Raw genomic sequence first — 17,274 nt, forward strand, 5'->3', positions numbered from 1 at the left:
GATTTCTCCTCCTTTTCCGTTGTGGAAAGCTGCGCCGGCTCTGACCGGCGCTTTTTTTTTGGCCGCGCGGTCCGCAACGGCGTCCGTACCGGCGCCGCCGGTGGCCGCCTGCCCCGCTTGCTAGAATGGCGGTTTTCCGCGCCGGCCCGCCCGCGCAGCGGAACACCGATATCCAACCGCTTCCCGACCGGCATTCCCCATGACAGCACGTCGCATCCTCGTCACATCTGCCCTGCCTTACGCCAACGGCCAGATCCATATCGGCCACCTGGTGGAATACATCCAGACCGATATCTGGGTCCGCTTCCAGCGCATGATGGGCAACGAGGTCTATTACGTGGGCGCCGACGATACGCACGGCACGCCGGTGATGCTGCGCGCGGAGAAGGAAGGCATCACCCCGAAGCAGCTGATCGACCGCGTCTGGAACGAGCACAAGCGCGATTTCGACAGCTTCCTGGTGTCGTTCGACAACTACTACAGCACCGACTCCGAGGAGAACCGGCTGCTGTGCGAGAAGATCTACCTGGCGCTGAAGGCCGAGGACCTGATCGCCGAGCGCGAGGTCGAGCAGTTCTACGACCCGGTCAAGAACATGTTCCTGCCGGACCGCTTCATCAAGGGCGAGTGCCCGAAGTGCGGCGCCAAGGACCAATACGGCGACTCCTGCGAGGTCTGCGGCACCACCTACGTGCCGACCGACCTGAAGAATCCGTACTCGGTGGTGTCGGGCGCGACGCCGGTGCGCAAGTCCTCGACCCACTATTTCTTCAAGCTGTCCGACCCGCGCTGCGAGAGCTTCCTGCGCGAGTGGGTGGCCGACCTGGCCCAGCCCGAGGCCAGCAACAAGATGCAGGAGTGGCTGGGCAGCGACGGCGAGGCCTCCACGCTGTCGGACTGGGACATCTCGCGCGACGCGCCCTACTTCGGCTTCGAGATCCCCGGCGCGCCGGGCAAGTTCTTCTACGTCTGGCTGGACGCGCCGATCGGCTACTACGCCAGCTTCAAGAACCTGTGCGAACGCAAGGGCATCGACTTCGACGCCTGGGTCGGCCCGCATTCGACCGCCGAGCAATACCACTTCATCGGCAAGGACATCCTGTACTTCCACACGCTGTTCTGGCCGGCGATGCTGCGCTTCTCGGGCTACCGCACGCCGACCAATGTGTTCGCGCACGGCTTCCTGACCGTCGATGGCGCCAAGATGAGCAAGTCGCGCGGCACCTTCATCACCGCGCAGAGCTATATCGACACCGGCATGAACCCGGAATGGCTGCGCTACTACTTCGCCGCCAAGCTTAACGCCAGCATGGAAGACCTGGACCTGAACCTGGACGACTTCGTCTCGCGGGTCAACAGCGATCTGATCGGCAAGTACGTCAATATCGCGAGCCGGGCCGCGGGCTTCCTGGTCAAGCGCTTCGACGGCCGCGTCGACGACGCCGCGCTGTCGCACCCGCTGCTGGAGCAGCTGCGCCAGGCCGCGCCGCAGATCGCGCAGCTGTACGAGGGCCGCGAATACAGCAAGGCGCTGCGCCTGGTGATGGAGCTGACCGACGCCGTCAACGCCTTCGTCGATGCCGAGAAGCCGTGGGAACTGGCCAAGGACGACGCGAAACGGCCGGCCCTGCACGCGGCCTGCTCGGTCTCGCTGGAAGCGTTCCGGCTGCTGACCGTCTATCTGAAGCCGGTGGTGCCGAACGTCGCGGCCGGCGTCGAGGCCTTCCTCAATGTCGAGCCGCTGGACTGGCGCGCGATTGACCGCCAGCTGAGCAGCGCCAGCCCGATCAAGCCGTACTCGCACCTGATGACCCGGGTCGACGCCAAGCAGATCGACGCGCTGCTGGCGGCCAATCGCGATTCGCTGCAGGCCACCCCAGCCGCCGGCACCGAGGCCGGGTCCGGCAATGGCGCGGCCGGCGCAGGCATCGAGCCGATCGCCGACACCATCACGATCGACGACTTCGCCAAGGTCGACCTGCGCGTCGCGCGCATCGTCGAATGCCGCAAGGTCGAGGGCTCGAACAAGCTGCTGCAGCTGACGCTGGACCTGGGCGAGGGCAAGACCCGCAACGTGTTCTCGGGCATCCAGTCGGCCTACCAGCCGGAGCAGCTGGTCGGCAAGCTGACCGTGGTGGTCGCCAACCTGGCGCCGCGCAAGATGAAGTTCGGCCTGTCCGAAGGCATGGTGCTGGCGGCCTCGGCGGCCGACGAGAAGGCGGCGCCGGGCCTCTACATCCTCGAACCGCATGCGGGCGCGGTGCCCGGCATGCGGATTCGCTGAGCAGCAGCGCATCGACCTGTCGTCCCCGCGCAGCCGGGGACCCAGTGCCTGATCAGGCGCTCGTGGAAAGGCGCTGGGCCCCCGCCTGCGCGGGGGCGGCAGACCTCGGTCAGCCGCCCTGCACCTTCGACGGATCGTCGCTGCGCGAGGTATGCGTGACGAGCCCGTCCGTGCCGAAGTGCACGTTGAAGAAGGCCTTGTCCTGCGAGGTCTCCCACCAGCGGTAGCCCCACACGGTCTCCTGCTTCAGGCGGAAGGCCTCGATCTTGGTCGGCTTGCCCAGCATGCGGCGGACGCTGTCCTGGCTCATGCCGGCGCGCACGCGCTGGAAGTTCTCCGCGGTCAGCACCTGCTCGATCGCGCCGACCTTGCCATCGGCACCGATCGTCACCATCCAGGTGGTCGCGCCCTCGGGCCCGCGCGGATACTCGAGACGGCGCGCGCCGTTTTCCTCTTCCCATACGATCTCGGGCTTGCCGGCCTGGCGGCGGACGTCGTCCTCGCTGGAGACGCCGGGCTCGATCCCCTTGAACAACTGGCTGTCGGGCTGGATCGTTTGCCAGGCCGAGCGCGCGGCATCGCCCGCCTTGTTCAGCGCCTCGTCGACCTTGCGCTGGTCGCAGCCGAACAGCGCCAGCACCGAAGCGATCAGTCCCATCGCTGCGATCCCGCGCGCGGACCGGCGGCCGCTGCCCACGCCGCTGCCCGGACCATGGCCGCCGTCATCGCTTGATGGCCTCGGCAGGCCCTTCCGGTGCCGTGGGTGGCGTGGGCGGATTGTCGGCGTCCCCGTCGGTGCTTCCGGTGCTTGCATCCTGCTCCCTCCTGGCGCCCTCGCGCCGTGTTGTCGATCCTGAAAACAGCTGGCTCCAGCTGTCGAAGCGGCGGTTGAACAGCAGCGACAGCCCGTTGATCGAGCCGCCGCGCGCGATCAGCGACCAGCGCCGCGAGAACGCCCAGGTCAGCTTGGCGACGTTGGCCGCCGAGGTCAGGCTCTGCTCGTAGCCGACCGAGATCTTCTCGCTGACGGCCTTGCCGACGCTGACCACCTGCTGATCGCTGAGGCCCGCCGTGCTGGGGCCGATCGAGAACTCGTCGATGCCGAATCGCTGCACGATGCCCTTGCCCGCCTTCGAGCCCAGCATGCCGAGCGCCGCGCCGCCCAGCGCACCGCCGCTCAACTGCTGTTGCTGCCCCGCCGCTGCGCTCTCGGCGCCGTAACCGAACATCAGCCATGACAGCTTGTCCTCGTCTGGAACATTGGGCTCGGACACCAGCCGCACCCGCGGCAACCGTACCGTGCCGGTGACCTCGACCCCCGCCTCGACTTCCTGGTTCAGCCGCATCGCGCGGATATTCAGGTTCGGATTGCCGACCGGGCCGTTGAAATTGACGATGCCGCGCGTGATCTGCAGACGGCGGCCGAAGGCTTCGTAGGTGCCGTCGACCACCCGCACGGTGCCGGTGACGCGCAGCGGCGTCAAGGGCTCGCTGTTGACGCCCAGGCGTCCGGCCAGCAGCAAATCCGCACCCGCGCCGCGGAAGCGGAAGCGGTCGCCGAGGTCGACCGACAGGTCGATCACCGGGGCGAAGCGGCTGGTCGGCTGCGACTCGGGCACCGCCGGCGTGGCGGCGGTACGCACGTCGCGCTCGGCACGCCGGTCGGACTTGCGCACGATCACCACGTCGTCGCCGAGCACCGGCGCGCCGGCCTTGGGCAGGTCGAACAGTCCGCGGTCGACGCGGAACTTGCCGCGGATCACGAACTGCCGGTTCTCGTTGGCCATATCGGCATTGCCCGACACCACCAGCGTGCGCTCCGGGCTGGCGAACAGTTCGAGCCGCTCGGCGACGATGCGCGCGCGCAGCGTCGGGTCGGCCTCGCCCAGCCGCACATTGCCGCTGGCGGTCAGCGTGCCGTCGCCGCCGCGGAATCGCACCTGCCGCAGCTCGATCACGTTGCGGTCGAGCACGATGCGGACGATGCCATCGGTCAGCCGGATCCCGAGGTCGTACAGCGTGACGCCCAGATCGTCGCCGTTGACCGTGCCGGTCAGCACCGGCGCCCCTACCGTGCCGGCCAGCTGCATCGCCGCCGCCAGCCGGCCCTCGAACGCGTACTGCGGTCCGGTCAGCGCCTCCAGCGCCTTGAGGCGCGGCACGTCGAAGGAAACCTGGCCGCCCAGCGCCGAGGCCGGCGTCACCGTCAGCACGCCTTGCTCCGGCATCAGCCCGGCGAATGCGTCGACCTTCGCGTTGCCCAGGCGCGACGACACCACGCTGCCGCGCAGCTGCAGGCGGTTGCCGGCGGCCTCGGCGCGCAGCACGGTCTGGCCCAGTCCCATCGTGGTAAAGCCGCGGCCCGCATTGACCGACAGGTCGCCGCTGCGGCGGCGCAGTTCGGCAAAGCCGGCCGCGGTTTCGGCCAGATTCAGGTTCCATTCGCCATCGAGCACCAGGTCCGAACGCAGCGGCGGCGCCTCGCCGGTGAAGATCTCGGCCAGTTCCAGCAGATGGCCGACCTGCAGGCCGCTGAGCTGGCCCCTGGAGCGGATGCGGCCGCGGTCCCAGTCGAGGCTGTCCAGCACGATGGTCGAGCGCTCCAGCTGCAAGCGGGTGGCGCCCAGCGTCAGCCGCTGCGAGCCGGCGCTGACGGCCACCGGCGTCAGCAGGCGCAGTTCGACGGTGCTGCGCTCCTCCAGCGTATCGAGCGTGCCGGTCCAGGTGCCGTTCTTCCAGCTGCCCTGCCCGGCGGCCTGCAGTTGCAGCGGCCGGCGCCGCACGCGGCCCTCGCCCTGGACGCGGAAGCTGTGCCTGGCCTGGGTGCCGTCCAGGCTTGCCTGCAGCGTGCCGATCGTCAGTTGCGGGCCGCGATAGCCGCGCGCATCGAGCCGAAGTCGCAGCGGCCCGTCGATGCCGCCGCGCAGATCGGCGTTGCCGCTGGCGCTGTCGACCCGATGCGGGCCCATCGACAGCGCGCGCGCATCGTAGGTCGCGGTGACCTCGGGCCGTTGCCAGGTGCCGCTGACCTGGGCGTCGAGCTTGAGCGTGCCGCCCACGCCGAACTTCAGGCGGTCGAGCTGCGGCGCGTCGACGGCCACCGTCATGCGGTCGCCGCGCGCACCGAAGCTGCCGCGCAGGTCGGCGCGGTTGCCCGCCATCGACAGCGTCGCCTCGCTCGGCAGCAGCCGCTGGCCGGCCAGCCGGACCTTGCCGCCGCCGGTCATCGGCAGCCCCGCGTATTCGCTGTCGCCGACGGAAAAGTCCGCCGCCACGCGCGGCTCGCCGGCCAGCGTGCCGGAGGCGTCGATGTTCGCGTTGATGCGCCCCTTGGCGACGCTGGCGAGCCGCGCCGGGTCAAGATCGGTGATGCGGCCCTTGAAGCTGAACGGCTGCTGCTCTTTCAGTCCGAGCCTGCCCTCGGCGTGCAGGCTTCCCTGCGCGACGCCCAGGCGCAGCGCGGCCAGCGTCACCGCATCGGCGTCGATGCGCGCGTCGGCGAACAGCTTGAGCTCGCCGCCGCCCAGGTCCAGCGCCACGCTCTGGCGGCCGGGCTCGAGCCGCACGATCACCGGGCCGGCCAGCCGCGCGCTGCGCAGCTTGCCGTGCAGCGCATGCGGATCGAGCCGGCGCACGTCCAGATCGAAGCCGCCGCGGCCCTCGCGCAGCGAACCGCTGCCGGCGATCTCCCCATTGCCGGCCAGCGCCACGCGCAGGTCGCGGACATGCTGGGCGGCCTCGCTCAACTCGACCGTGGCGCGCAGCGACTGCACCGGCAGCCGCTCCGCGTCGAGCGGTCCAGGCTCGTGATTGCGGATGGACACTTCGCCGGCCACGGTCAGCGGCGCGGCGGCCGGTGCCGCCGAGGGCCATGGTTGCGGGGCCGACGCCGCCGGAACGCTGGCCGCAGGGGCCGAGGGCACAGACGTTGCAGGAACACTGGCCCGAGGGGCCGAGGGCGCCGGCGCTGCCGGAACACTGGCCGCAGGAGCCGAAGGCGCCGACCCTGCCGGAACATTGGCCGGCGCGGACGCGGCCCCGGGCGCAGCGGGCGCCGCTGCGCCGCCGCTGCGGTCCACCGGCCGCAGTTCGGCGTGCACCGACAGGTTCGCCTGCGGCGCGGCTGGATTGAACAGCCTGGGATTGATGCGCTCGCCATCGACCCGCAGGCGCGTGAACGGCACCGGCCCGAACGGCGTCAGCTCGACCTCGCCGCGGCCGCGCAGCCGGTCGCCGCTCGCCTCGATATCGGCACGCAGCGCCTGCAGCGTGCCGTCGGCGCGCGCGCTGACGTTGTAGGCCTCCTTCTGCCATTCGCCTTCGAGCAGCGCCTCGCCATTCAGCGCGAACGGCGCGTCGCCGGCAAGCTGCGCGTTGGCCGACAGCTTGCCGTAGGGCGTCACCAGGCGATCGACGGTCAGCCGATGCCGGCTGCCGTCCGTATGCAGCGCGGCCGACAGATCGGAAAACACCAGCGGCGATGCGGTCGCCTCGGGCCCGCGCAGGATCGACAGCCGCGCCAGCGTCAGCGCATCGACGTCGATCGCCAGCGGCAGCGACAGCGAATCGGGCAAGGTCGGCGGCGGCTGGTCGGGCTTGTCCTCGGACGGGGGCAGCCGGACGTCGACGTTGCCCAGCCGCAGCGCGGCCACATGCAGCCGCGCCCGGCCGGGCCCGAGATGCCAGGCCAGCGACCAGCTGCCGTCGAGGCGGTCGACGCCGACCCGGGTATCGCCCTGCGCAAATACCACGTCGCGCAGCTGAAGTCCGTGCGCGAAGGTGCCGCCCTGATACTGGCCGGCCAGCACGCCGGCGGACAGCCGCGTCGCCAGCGACCACAACTCGCGCGAGCCGCGCTCGGTGCGCAGCGCCGCGCCGAGCGCCACCGCCAGCAGCACGATCAGCGCCACCAGCGCGAGCAGCACGATGCCGAACACGCGCAGCCAGCGCCGGCGCCGCGGCTGCGGCGCGCGCGGCGGCTCGCTGCCGCGGGCGGGAACGGAAGGCAGGTCGGGCGTGCTCATGCGCCGGGGCTCGGGAAGGCGGCAGGGACGGTGGCGAGCGATGCGATCCGGGCGCTCGGCAGATGCACCGGTGCCGGCCGGCACGGAGGACGCATCGCCATCAGAATGCCACTCCCAGCGAGATATGCGGCCGGAATTGCCGCTCCTGGATGCCGTAGCCGACGTCGAGCTGGACCGGCCCGACCGGGCTGCGCCAGCGCGCGCCGATGCCGACACCGTGGTAGATGCGCACGCCGTCGAGGTTGTTGGTGGCGGTGCCGGCGTCCCAGAAGATCGCCGCGCCCCAGTCGGGCTTGAACCAGTACTGGTACTCCAGGCTGGTGGTGGCCAGGTACTTGGCCGGCAGCACGCTGGCGCCCCGCCGCGTGCCGATCGACTGGTAGCCGTAGCCGCGGATCGAATCGGTACCGCCGGCGCGGAAGCGCAGCGTGGCCGGGATCTTGTCGGCGCTGCCGCTGGTCAGGTCCGCCCCGAGCTCGAGCCGGGCCACGATCAGGTCGCGCGTGCGCACCGGAATGTATTGCCGGATGCGGCCGTAGAGGCGGACGAAGGTCTGGTCGGTCAGCAAGCCCTCGACCGCCGCGCCGACCTGCGTGTTGATGATATTGCCGCGGCGCGGGAACACCGGGTTGTCGACATCGCGCCGGGTCCACGCATATTGCGGCACCAGCGCCTTGCTCAGCTGGCGCGGCTGATCGTAGGGCCGCAGGTCGTCGTAGTAGAAGTCCAGCGACAGCGCGGTGTCGTAGCGCTCGCGCGTGCGGGAGCGGCGCACGCCGGTGCGCCAGCTCCGGGTATCGGTGTTCTCGATGTCGGTGGTGCGCTCGTAGCTGCCGTAGACGCTGTTGCGATAGGTCTTGCTGTCCGGCGGCATCGCGATCTCGGCGAAGGCGTACTGGCGCTTCTGCTCGATGCGGGCCTGCGAATCGAAGATCCAGGCGCGGTTGAACAGGTTGTAATAGGCGTAGCGCCCCTCGACCTGCGCGCCGGTATCGGTGTTGTAGCCGACGCCGGAAACGATCCGATGAACCGGATACTCGCGCACCCGCACATTGACCGGCGCGGTCACCGTCTCGCCGTTGCCGTCGGCATCGGCGACCGGATCGCCGAGCTCGACCTGGACATTGGAGAAATATGGCTGGTTCTGGATTGCGCGCTGCAGTTCCAGCAGCCGCTCGACACGGTAGGGTTCGCCGACGTACAGCGGATTGACGTTGTGGACGATCTGCTCGGGATAGCGGCGGGTGCCGCGCACCGTCAGCGCGCCCATCCGGTAGGCGGGGCCGCTGTCATAGCTCGCGCTCAGATCGGCGGCGCGCTCCTCGGGCTCGATGCGCGCCTGCGAGGCAGCCAGCCTGGCGCCGTAGTAGGCGTTGCTCTGCAGCTCGACCAGCGCGTCCTCCTTGGCCTTGTCCCAGTCGGACTGGCGGAACGGCTCGCCGACCGGCAGGCCCCACTTCTCCCGCATCGCGGCGACCTGCTCGGGCGAGCGCGTGGCGGCCGGCCCGCGCACATCGACATCGACCGCGCGGATCAGCGTGCGCGCGCCCGGGTCGACCGTCACGTGGATCACGCGGCTGTCGCCGCTGCCCTCGACGCGGGTGGTGGTCTGCGGATCGAACCAGCCTTCGGTGGCGGCAAAGGCCCGGACCTGGTCGCCGACCGTCTCGATCATGTAGGCGATCTGGTCCTCGCCCAGGTCGGCGCGTTCGCGATAGCGGACCAGGTCCAGATGCTCTTCCAGGATGTCCTTCAGCGGCTCGGGCGCCTCCACCTGGACCCGGTAGGCCGCCTGGACCGGCGCCGGCAGCATGGCGAACAGCAGCACCAGCGGGAATGCCAGCAGCGGGAATGCCAGTATCGGGGCCAGCCGCCGCGAGGCCGGCGAGGGCGCGGGCGCCGCCGCGCCGCAGGCCCGGGGGCGGCGGAATCCGAGGCGCATGATCCCGAGGTCCAATATCATCCGTCGTTGCGATCCGGCAAAGTCGCTATTTGACCACACCCGGCCGCCCGATCCGCAAACCCCGAGCGCCCGGGGCCGGCAAAGCCCGCCGCGGCATGGCAATACGGTAGAATCGCGGCAGTTTTCCATTCCCCTTTTGCATTCTGTATAGCTTTCCTGCCATGGCCATGTACGAATCCGACATCACCCAGTTCCTGAAGGCGCTCAAGCAGGAGCGCCCGTCGCTGGAGGCGGAACAGCGCCAAGGCCGCGCCCTGCTGTGGGACAAGGCCCCGATCGACCTCGAGGAGCGCCAGCGCGCCGAGGCATCGCGGGTCCCGCAGAAGCCCTACGTCTACTCGCTGGACTGATGCCGGCACGCATCCCGGCGCCGCAGTCCCTGCCGGCGACCGCGATGCGTGCAGATCCGCCCCACTCATGAACCATAGCGAACAGGACAAGCTCGCGCTCGCGCTCGAGCTGCCCAGCGTGGCGCCCGATGGCACCTCGCCGGAGACGGTCGACGGCATGGCGTTCGCGCGCCTGTACGGCGAGCCGCTGTTCCAGCTGCCCCAGGACCTGTATATCCCGCCCGACGCGCTCGAGATCTTTCTCGAGGCGTTCGAAGGGCCGCTGGACCTGTTGCTGTACCTGATTCGCAAGCAGAACTTCAATGTGCTCGACATCCCGATGTCGCAGGTCACGCACCAGTACCTGGCGTATGTCGAGCAGATCCGCAAGAGCAACCTGGAGCTGGCGGCCGAATACCTGCTGATGGCCGCGATGCTGATCGAGATCAAGTCGCGCATGCTGCTGCCGGTCAAGAAGGCCGACAGCGACGAGGACGCCGAAGATCCGCGCGCCGAGCTGGTGCGCCGGCTGCTCGAATACGAGCAGATGAAGCTGGCCGCGCAGAAGCTCGACCAGGTGCCGCAGCTGGGCCGCGATTTCCTGCGCTCGCAGGTCTTCATCGAGCAGAGCCTGGCGCCGCGCTTCCCCGATGTCGACACCACCGATCTGCAGGCCGCCTGGGCCGACGTGCTCAAGCGCGCCAAGCTGAACCAGCACCACAAGATCTCGCGCGAGGAACTGTCCGTGCGCGAGCACATGAGCCAGATCCTGCGCCGCCTGCAGCATGCCCGCTTCATGGAGTTCACCGAGCTGTTCGAGGATGCGATCCGCTCGGGCAAGGGCGTGCCGGTGGTGGTGGTCAATTTCATCGCGATGCTGGAGCTGTCGCGCGAGTCCCTGGTCGAAATCACCCAGGCCGAGCCCTATGCGCCGATCTACGTGCGCCTGGCCTATACCCCCGCATAGCCCCGGCACCGCCGCGCGCTTTTCCTGACGAGCAGTACACGCATCCATGAAAGTCATTTCCTCCATTCACGAGCTGCGCGACCAGTTGCGCGGCCAGAACCGGATCGCCTTCGTCCCGACCATGGGCAATCTGCACGAAGGCCATCTGTCGCTGATGCGGCTGGCGCGCCAGCACGGCGATCCGGTGGTGGCCTCGATCTTCGTCAATCGGCTGCAGTTCGGTCCGAACGAGGATTTCGACAAGTATCCGCGCACGCTGCAGGACGACATCGAGAAGCTGCAGAAGGAAGGCGTCTACGTGCTGTTCGCGCCGACCGAGCGCGACATGTATCCGGAACCGCAGGAATACCGCGTCGACCCGCCGCATGACCTGGGCGACATCCTCGAGGGCGAGTTCCGGCCCGGCTTCTTCAATGGCGTCTGCACGGTGGTGATGAAGCTGTTCTCGTGCACGCAGCCGCGCGTCGCCGTGTTCGGCAAGAAGGACTACCAGCAGCTGATGATCGTGCGGCGCATGGCCAACCAGTTCGCGCTGCCGATCGACATCGTGCCGGCGGAAACGGTACGGGCCGAGGACGGCCTGGCGCTGTCGTCGCGCAACCGCTATCTGTCGGCCGACGAGCGGGCCGAGGCGCCGACGCTGTACCGCACGCTGCATCAGGTGCGCGACCAGGTGCTGGCCAATGCCGGCGGCGGCACCGAGCTGAGCGCGGTCGAGGCGCAGGCGCTCGACGCGCTGAAGGCCCGCGGCTGGAAGCCCGACTACGTCTCGATCCGCAAGCGCAGCAACCTGCAGGCACCGAGCCGCGACGAATACGCGGCCGGCGAACCGCTGGTGGTGCTGGCCGCCGCCAAGCTCGGCGCCACGCGGCTGATCGACAATCTGGAAATCTAGCCAGACGGACCGCTGCGCCCGCGCGCGCTCGCACGCGCGGGGCACGGCATCAGCGGCGGGCCGCCTGACGCTGCTCGGTCTTTTTCAGATGGCGCCGGTGGCCGCGCTGGCGCTTCCACCAGATCAGCACGCCGGTCAACGCGAACAGCAGCGGCGCCAGCCCGAACGCGGAAATGAAGATGCGCCCCGGCATGCCGAACGCCTCGCCGGTATGCAGCGGGTACATCCAGTTCAGCACGGTGTCGCCGGCCGGCGCGGCGAGCGGATCGCGCACGCCGAGGCGGGCACCGGTATAGGCATCGAGCCACAGCCGCGTCGCGCCGCTGCCCTGGCGCACCTCGCCGGGCTGGCGCAGCCGGATCTCGTAGGCGTCGGTCGGCTGGCGCGGGAATGACACGCGCGACACGATCGCCTGCGGATACAGCGCCTGGGCCGCCGTGACGGCCTGCTGCACGCCCATCGGCATGGCACCCTCGTAGGGCGGCGTGGAAGCCGGCCGCGCGGGCGCGGTGACCGTCATCACGCTGCCGACCAGCGGCGTGACCCACTTCGGCAGATTCAGATACCACCCGGAAAACGCGATGGTCGCGAGCACCGGCGCGGCCAGGATGCCGCCGGCGCGATGCAGCGAATAGTTCAGCCGCCACCATGAACCGCCGTGCGTGATGCGGAACGCCTGCACGATCGCACGCACCTTCAGCTTCGGCCACCATAGCGCGATGCCGGCCAGCACCGTCAACAGCAGCAGCATGCCGCCGACGCCGGCCACGGTCTTGCCGGTATCGCCAGCCAGCAGATAGTGATGCAGGTGGAACAGCGTGGGCATCAGCAGCGGGCGCGACAGCCCCGGCTGACCCCAGACCCGCTCGCCCTTGATCGCCAGCGTGACCGGGTCGACCATCACCTGCCGCGAGCGGCCCGGCACCACGCTGCCGGTGCCGGGCTCCTTGACGTGGTACCAGGCGATGAAGACGTCGCGCTCCGACACCGGCAGCATCAGCATCCTGGGCTTGCCGTACTGCGGGTCGGCCTTCAGCCGCGCCACCACCTGCTGCACGGTGTCCGCCCGCAGCGGCAGCGTGACCGATTCCGAGGCCACCAGCAGTTCGGGATTGAGCGCGGCGTCGATCTCGTGGCGCCACGACAGCACGGTGCCCGTCAGCCCCAGCAGCACGAACAGCAAGCCGAGCCACAGGCCGATATACAGATGGAGTTTGACGAGCAGGACGCGCAGGCGGCCGGTAACCATGGTGCGGAACGATGGCGCGGCCGGCCGATGACCGGCGCGCTGGAGGGCTGACAAAGCCGACAAGTGTAGCAGGCCGGTCCTTGCGGGACCGTGTCACCCGGGGCCCGGGCCTGAAGCGTCAGCCCGCATGCCGCAGCGGCGCGAGCAAGGCCGCCAGGTCCAGATGCGCGGCCATCGTATCGGCCAGCCGCTCGAGCGAGGCTTCGCGCAGCGCGGCGAGGTCGACCCCGTCGGCGCCATCCAGGCCGGCCCAGCGTAGCAGCGCGGCGCAGCCCGCCGGATCGTCGAACAGGCCATGCAGATAGGTGGCCAGCACCTGGCCATCGTCGGACAGCGCGCCGTCGGCGCGGCCGTCTTCGAGCCGCAGCGCCGGCCGCGCCAGCGCCGGACCTTCGGTGACGCCCAGATGGATTTCGTAGCCGGCAACGCTGGCGTTCCCCTGCGGCAGCGCCAGCGTGCCGCGCGCCTGGCGCAGCTGCTTGTCGGCCGCCAGCACGGTGGCGAAATCGAGCAGGCCCAGGCCGTCGCTGCCGCCGGGTGCGCCCTCGCGTCCGTCCGGGTCCTCGATGCGGCGCCCCAGCATCTGCATGCCGCCGCAGATGCCGACGACCTTGCCGCCATAGCGCAGATGCCGCAGCAGCGCCCGGTCCCAGCCCTGTTCGCGCAGGAAGGCCAGGTCGGCGCGCACGCTCTTGCTGCCCGGCAGCACGATCAGATCGGCCGGCGGGATCGGCGTGCCGGGCCCGATCCAGCGCAGGTCCACGCGCGGATGGGCCCGCAGCGCATCGAAATCGGTATGGTTCGAAATGCGCGGCAGCACCGGCACGATCACGCGCAGGCGCGGCGCGCCGTCGTCCTTGGCCGACTGCGAGGCCGCCACCGCGTCCTCGGCATCCAGATGCAGCCCGTGCAGATAGGGCAGCACGCCCAGCACCGGCTTGCCTGTGCGCTGACGCAGCCAGTCCAGTCCCGGTTCCAGCAACGAGATATCGCCGCGGAAGCGATTGACGATGAAGCCCTTGACGCGCGCGCGCTCGCTCGGCGACAGGCAATCGAGCGTGCCGACCAGATGCGCGAACACGCCGCCCCGATCGATATCGGCGACCAGCACCACCGGACAATCGACCGCCTCGGCAAAGCCCATGTTGGCGATGTCGCGTTCGCGCAGATTGATCTCGGCCGGGCTGCCGGCGCCTTCGACGAGCACCACGTCGTAGCCCTCGCGCAGGCGCCGGTGCGAGGCCAGCACCGCCTGCATCGCGACCGGCTTGTATTCGTGATAGGCACGGGCATCGAGGTCCAGCCGCGCGCGGCCGTGGATGATGATCTGCGCGCCGGTGTCGCTGCTCGGCTTGAGCAGCACCGGGTTCATGTCGGTGTGCGGCGCCAGCCCGGCCGCCTGGGCCTGCAGCGCCTGCGCGCGGCCGATCTCGCCGCCGTCGGCGGTGACCGCGCTGTTCAGCGCCATGTTCTGCGGCTTGAATGGCACGACCCGCACCGCCGCACGCGCCAGCAGCCGGCACAGGCCGGCCACGACGGTGCTCTTGCCGGCATCGGAGGTGGTGCCCTGGATCATCAGCGTGCCACGCAGCGCGGACCACGGCACGGAGGCTGGCGCAGGGCCGGCAGGGTCAGCGGGCTTGGCAGGCGTGGCGGATTGGGGAAGGGCTTGCATCGCGGCGATTATCGCATCGGCCCGAGCGGCCATTGCCGGCGCCGGCTCATTCCGCGCCGATCCACGCGGATCCGCCCTGTCGGCATGCGATGCGGCCGCTACAATACCCGGATGGAACCCAAGGTCCCTCCTCACGCCGCTGGCACCGGCCCAGCCGATACGCCGTCCGATGTCGTGCTGCCCGCCGGCGAGGCGGCCATCGCGGTAGCGACCCAGGCGGCCGTCGGCCTGCCCAGGCCCGGCCCGCGCGAACTGACGCTGGTGCTGGGCGGCGCCCGTTCCGGCAAGAGCCATTACGCCGAGCAGCTGGCGACCGATCACGCGGTGGCCACCGGCGGGCCGGTGACCTATATCGCCACCGCACGCGAGGATCCCGACGAAACCGACGAGGAAATGCAGCTGCGCATCGCGCTGCATCGCGCGCGCCGCCCGGCCGACTGGAATCTGGTCGAGGAGCCGCTGCGTCTGGCCGACGCGCTGTACGCGCATGCCCGCCGGGACGGCTGCATCCTGGTCGACTGCATGACGGTCTGGCTCAACAACCTGATCTTTCTCGACAAGCGTCCCTATCCCGAACACGGCGTGATCACGCCGCCGCCGGCCTTCACCGAGGAAATGGACGCGCTGCTGGCCGCGCTGCCGACGCTGCCCGGCCATGTGATCCTGGTCTCCAACGAGATCGGCTTCGGCGTGGTGCCGATGGGCGCGATCACGCGCTTCTACGTCGACGAGCTTGGCCGCCTGAACCAGAAGCTGGCCGCCGCGGCGGACCGCGTGCGCCTGCTGGTCGCCGGTCTCCCGGTTGCGATCAAGGGACCGGACCCGGCATGGTGAATTCGCTGTGGCCCGCGGCGCCGCTGGCGCCGGGAGCCGCCATTGCGCTGACGGCCCTCGCCGGGGTGGGACTCGACCGCTGGCTCGGCGAGCCGCGCCGCCGGCATCCGCTGGTCGGCTTCGGCCGGCTCGCCGATGCCGCCGAGCGCTGCCTGAACCGGCCGGGACCGCGCTGGCGCCAACGCGGCATCGGGCTGGCGGCCTGGTCCGCGCTGGTGCTGGGGCCGGCCGCGCTGGCCGCGCTGCTGATCGCGGCCGCCACCGAGTTCGCCGGCGGGTGGCTGGGCTGGCTGCTGCAGGCGCTGGGCCTGTATGCCACGCTGGGCGCGCGCAGCCTGTGCCAGCATATCGAACCGATCGCCAGTGCACTGGCCAGGGACGACCTCCCGCAAGCGCGCCAGCTGACCGCGCGCATCGTCTCGCGCGACACCGCGGACGCCGATGCGCCGGCGCTGGCCCGGGCCGCCTGCGAATCGGCGCTCGAGAACGGCAACGACGCGATCTTCGGCGCGCTGTTCTGGTTCCTGATCGGCGGCGCCCCGGCGGCGATCGCCTATCGGCTCGCCAATACGCTCGATGCGATGTGGGGCTACCGGACCGAGCGGCTGCTGCATTTCGGCTGGGCCGCGGCCCGCCTCGACGATCTGCTGAACCTGGTGCCGGCCCGGCTGACCGCGCTGTCCTACGCGCTGCTGGGCTCGACCGCGCGCGCGCTGCGCTGCTGGCGCATGCAGGCGCCGGCCTGGTCCAGCCCGAACGCCGGCCCGGTGATGGCCGCGGGCGCCGGTGCGCTCGGCGTCGCGCTCGGCGGCCCGGCCCGCTACCATGGCCAGTGGGAAGCGCGCCCGCCGCTCGGCGAGGGCGAGCCGCCCGGCGCCGCCGACGTGCTGGCCAGCCTGCGGCTGGTGCGGCGAACGCTATGGTCGTGGCTGGCCCTCTGCGTCGCGTACGGCATCGTCGACCAACTGCTGGCGCTGTCGCGATGAATCACCCGCATCCCCTTCCCCCTCCGATCCGCCACGGCGGCAATCTGCTGGCCGCCGCGCGCCGCTATGGCCGCGATCCGTCCGACTGGCTCGACCTGTCGACCGGCATCAACCCCGACGGCTATCCGGTGCCGCCGTTGCCCCCCGACTGCTGGCAGCGGCTGCCGCAGGACGACGATGGTCTCGCACAGATCGCCGCCCGCGCTTACGGCGCGCCGCATGCGTTGCCGGTCGCCGGCTCGCAGGCCGCGATCCGCACGCTGCCCGCGCTGCTGCCGGCGGGCCGCGTCGGCATCGCCGCGCTCGGCTACAGCGAATACGCGCCAGCCTTCGCCGCCGCCGGTCATCGCGTGGTACCGCTGGACGAGGCGGACTTCTCGCGCCCTGCGCTCGCCGATGGCCTCGATCATCTGGTTGTCGTCAACCCGAACAATCCGACCGGGCGCATCGTGCCACGCGAGCGCCTGCTGGGCTGGCATGCCGCGCTGGCGGCGCGCGGCGGCACGCTGCTGCTCGACGAGGCCTTTGCCGATGCGTCGGCCGGCGAAGAAGGCGGTGCCTCGCTGGCGGCGGACAGCGGCCGTGCCGGCCTGATCGTGCTGCGCTCGCTGGGCAAGTTCTACGGACTGGCCGGCGTGCGCTGCGGCTTCGTGCTGGCGCAGCCCGAGCTGCTGCAGACACTGGCCGAACGCCTTGGCCATTGGACCGTGTCCGGACCGGCACGCGCGGTGGCGCGGCTGGCGCTGTGCGACACCGATTGGCAGGCCGCCACGCGGGCCCGTCTGCGCCTGGCCAGCGCGCGTCTGGACGCGCTGCTGCGCCGGCATGGCCTGGCGCCGGTCACCCTGCCGCTGTTCGCCTGGGTGCCGCATGCGGACGCCGCGCGGCTGCATCAGGCGCTGGCGCATGCGGGCGTCTGGACCCGGCTGTTCGATGCACCGGCGCCGTCCCTGGCGTCGCCGCCTTCCACCGGCCTGCCGAGCCTGCGCTTGGGGCTGCCGCCCGACCGGGAGGCCTGCTGGCAGCGGCTTGCCGACGCCCTCGCCAACACTCTCTCGCTCTGACGTT

At 70.5% G+C, this 17,274-nt stretch carries 12 protein-coding genes; 7 read left to right on the top strand and 5 right to left on the bottom strand.

All coding sequences use genetic code 11. The features are described from left to right. Positions 1-199 precede the first annotated feature (199 nt). Complete coding sequence (gene metG, locus F7Q96_RS05070; RefSeq protein ID WP_053821143.1) at positions 200-2,284, top strand: methionine--tRNA ligase; 2,085 nt, start codon at positions 200-202, stop codon at positions 2,282-2,284. Positions 2,285-2,393: 109 nt separating this feature from the next. Here the strand turns inward: metG and bamE are convergent, their stop codons facing one another. The 3 genes from bamE to F7Q96_RS05085 form a co-directional block, all read right to left on the bottom strand. Then, a complete protein-coding gene (bamE, locus tag F7Q96_RS05075) occupies positions 2,394-2,942 on the bottom strand; it encodes an outer membrane protein assembly factor BamE domain-containing protein (RefSeq protein ID WP_006578135.1) in 549 nt (182 codons plus the stop codon). Between the two features lie 64 nt (positions 2,943-3,006). After that, a complete protein-coding gene (locus F7Q96_RS05080; protein WP_151022198.1) occupies positions 3,007-7,308 on the bottom strand; it encodes a translocation/assembly module TamB domain-containing protein in 4,302 nt (1,433 codons plus the stop codon). 100 nt (positions 7,309-7,408) lie between these two features. Beyond that, complete coding sequence (locus tag F7Q96_RS05085) at positions 7,409-9,250, bottom strand: autotransporter assembly complex protein TamA (protein ID WP_151022200.1); 1,842 nt, start codon at positions 9,248-9,250, stop codon at positions 7,409-7,411. Between the two features lie 182 nt (positions 9,251-9,432). Between F7Q96_RS05085 and F7Q96_RS05090 the strand changes: the two genes are divergently transcribed. The 3 genes from F7Q96_RS05090 (at position 9,433) to panC (ending at position 11,462) form a co-directional block, all read left to right on the top strand. Beyond that, positions 9,433-9,621 carry a DUF3460 family protein gene (locus tag F7Q96_RS05090; RefSeq protein ID WP_006579309.1) on the top strand — a complete coding sequence of 63 codons (189 nt, stop codon included), beginning with the start codon at positions 9,433-9,435 and terminating at the stop codon, positions 9,619-9,621. A 67-nt stretch (positions 9,622-9,688) separates the two neighbouring features. After that, positions 9,689-10,567: a segregation and condensation protein A gene (locus F7Q96_RS05095; protein WP_053821142.1), complete on the top strand. Its 879-nt coding sequence runs from the start codon at positions 9,689-9,691 to the stop codon at positions 10,565-10,567. A gap of 46 nt (positions 10,568-10,613) precedes the next feature. Next, entirely contained in the window at positions 10,614-11,462 is an 849-nt protein-coding gene (gene panC, locus F7Q96_RS05100; protein ID WP_053821141.1) for a pantoate--beta-alanine ligase, read from the top strand. A gap of 49 nt (positions 11,463-11,511) precedes the next feature. On the opposite strand, the gene F7Q96_RS05105 is transcribed toward panC, so the two are convergent. After that, the gene (locus F7Q96_RS05105; RefSeq protein ID WP_053821140.1) at positions 11,512-12,711 is read right to left on the bottom strand and encodes a PepSY-associated TM helix domain-containing protein; all 1,200 of its coding nucleotides are present in this window, start codon (positions 12,709-12,711) and stop codon (positions 11,512-11,514) included. A gap of 118 nt (positions 12,712-12,829) precedes the next feature. Then, entirely contained in the window at positions 12,830-14,287 is a 1,458-nt protein-coding gene (locus F7Q96_RS05110; protein ID WP_053821139.1) for a cobyric acid synthase, read from the bottom strand. A 210-nt stretch (positions 14,288-14,497) separates the two neighbouring features. Between F7Q96_RS05110 and cobU the strand changes: the two genes are divergently transcribed. From cobU to cobD, 3 genes are read left to right on the top strand one after another with little or no spacing between them, the layout of a single operon-like run. Continuing rightward, the gene (cobU, locus tag F7Q96_RS05115) at positions 14,498-15,220 is read left to right on the top strand and encodes a bifunctional adenosylcobinamide kinase/adenosylcobinamide-phosphate guanylyltransferase (protein ID WP_144425734.1); all 723 of its coding nucleotides are present in this window, start codon (positions 14,498-14,500) and stop codon (positions 15,218-15,220) included. After that, positions 15,214-16,206: an adenosylcobinamide-phosphate synthase CbiB gene (gene cbiB / locus F7Q96_RS05120; RefSeq protein ID WP_151022202.1), complete on the top strand. Its 993-nt coding sequence runs from the start codon at positions 15,214-15,216 to the stop codon at positions 16,204-16,206. Before cobU ends, cbiB begins: the two co-directional genes overlap by 7 nt. After that, a complete protein-coding gene (gene cobD / locus F7Q96_RS05125; protein ID WP_053821138.1) occupies positions 16,203-17,270 on the top strand; it encodes a threonine-phosphate decarboxylase CobD in 1,068 nt (355 codons plus the stop codon). The genes cbiB and cobD overlap by 4 nt, the downstream gene beginning before the upstream one ends. Positions 17,271-17,274: the final 4 nt, after the last annotated feature.

The sequence above is a fragment of the Cupriavidus gilardii genome (assembly GCF_008801915.1).
Taxonomy (GTDB): domain Bacteria; phylum Pseudomonadota; class Gammaproteobacteria; order Burkholderiales; family Burkholderiaceae; genus Cupriavidus; species Cupriavidus gilardii.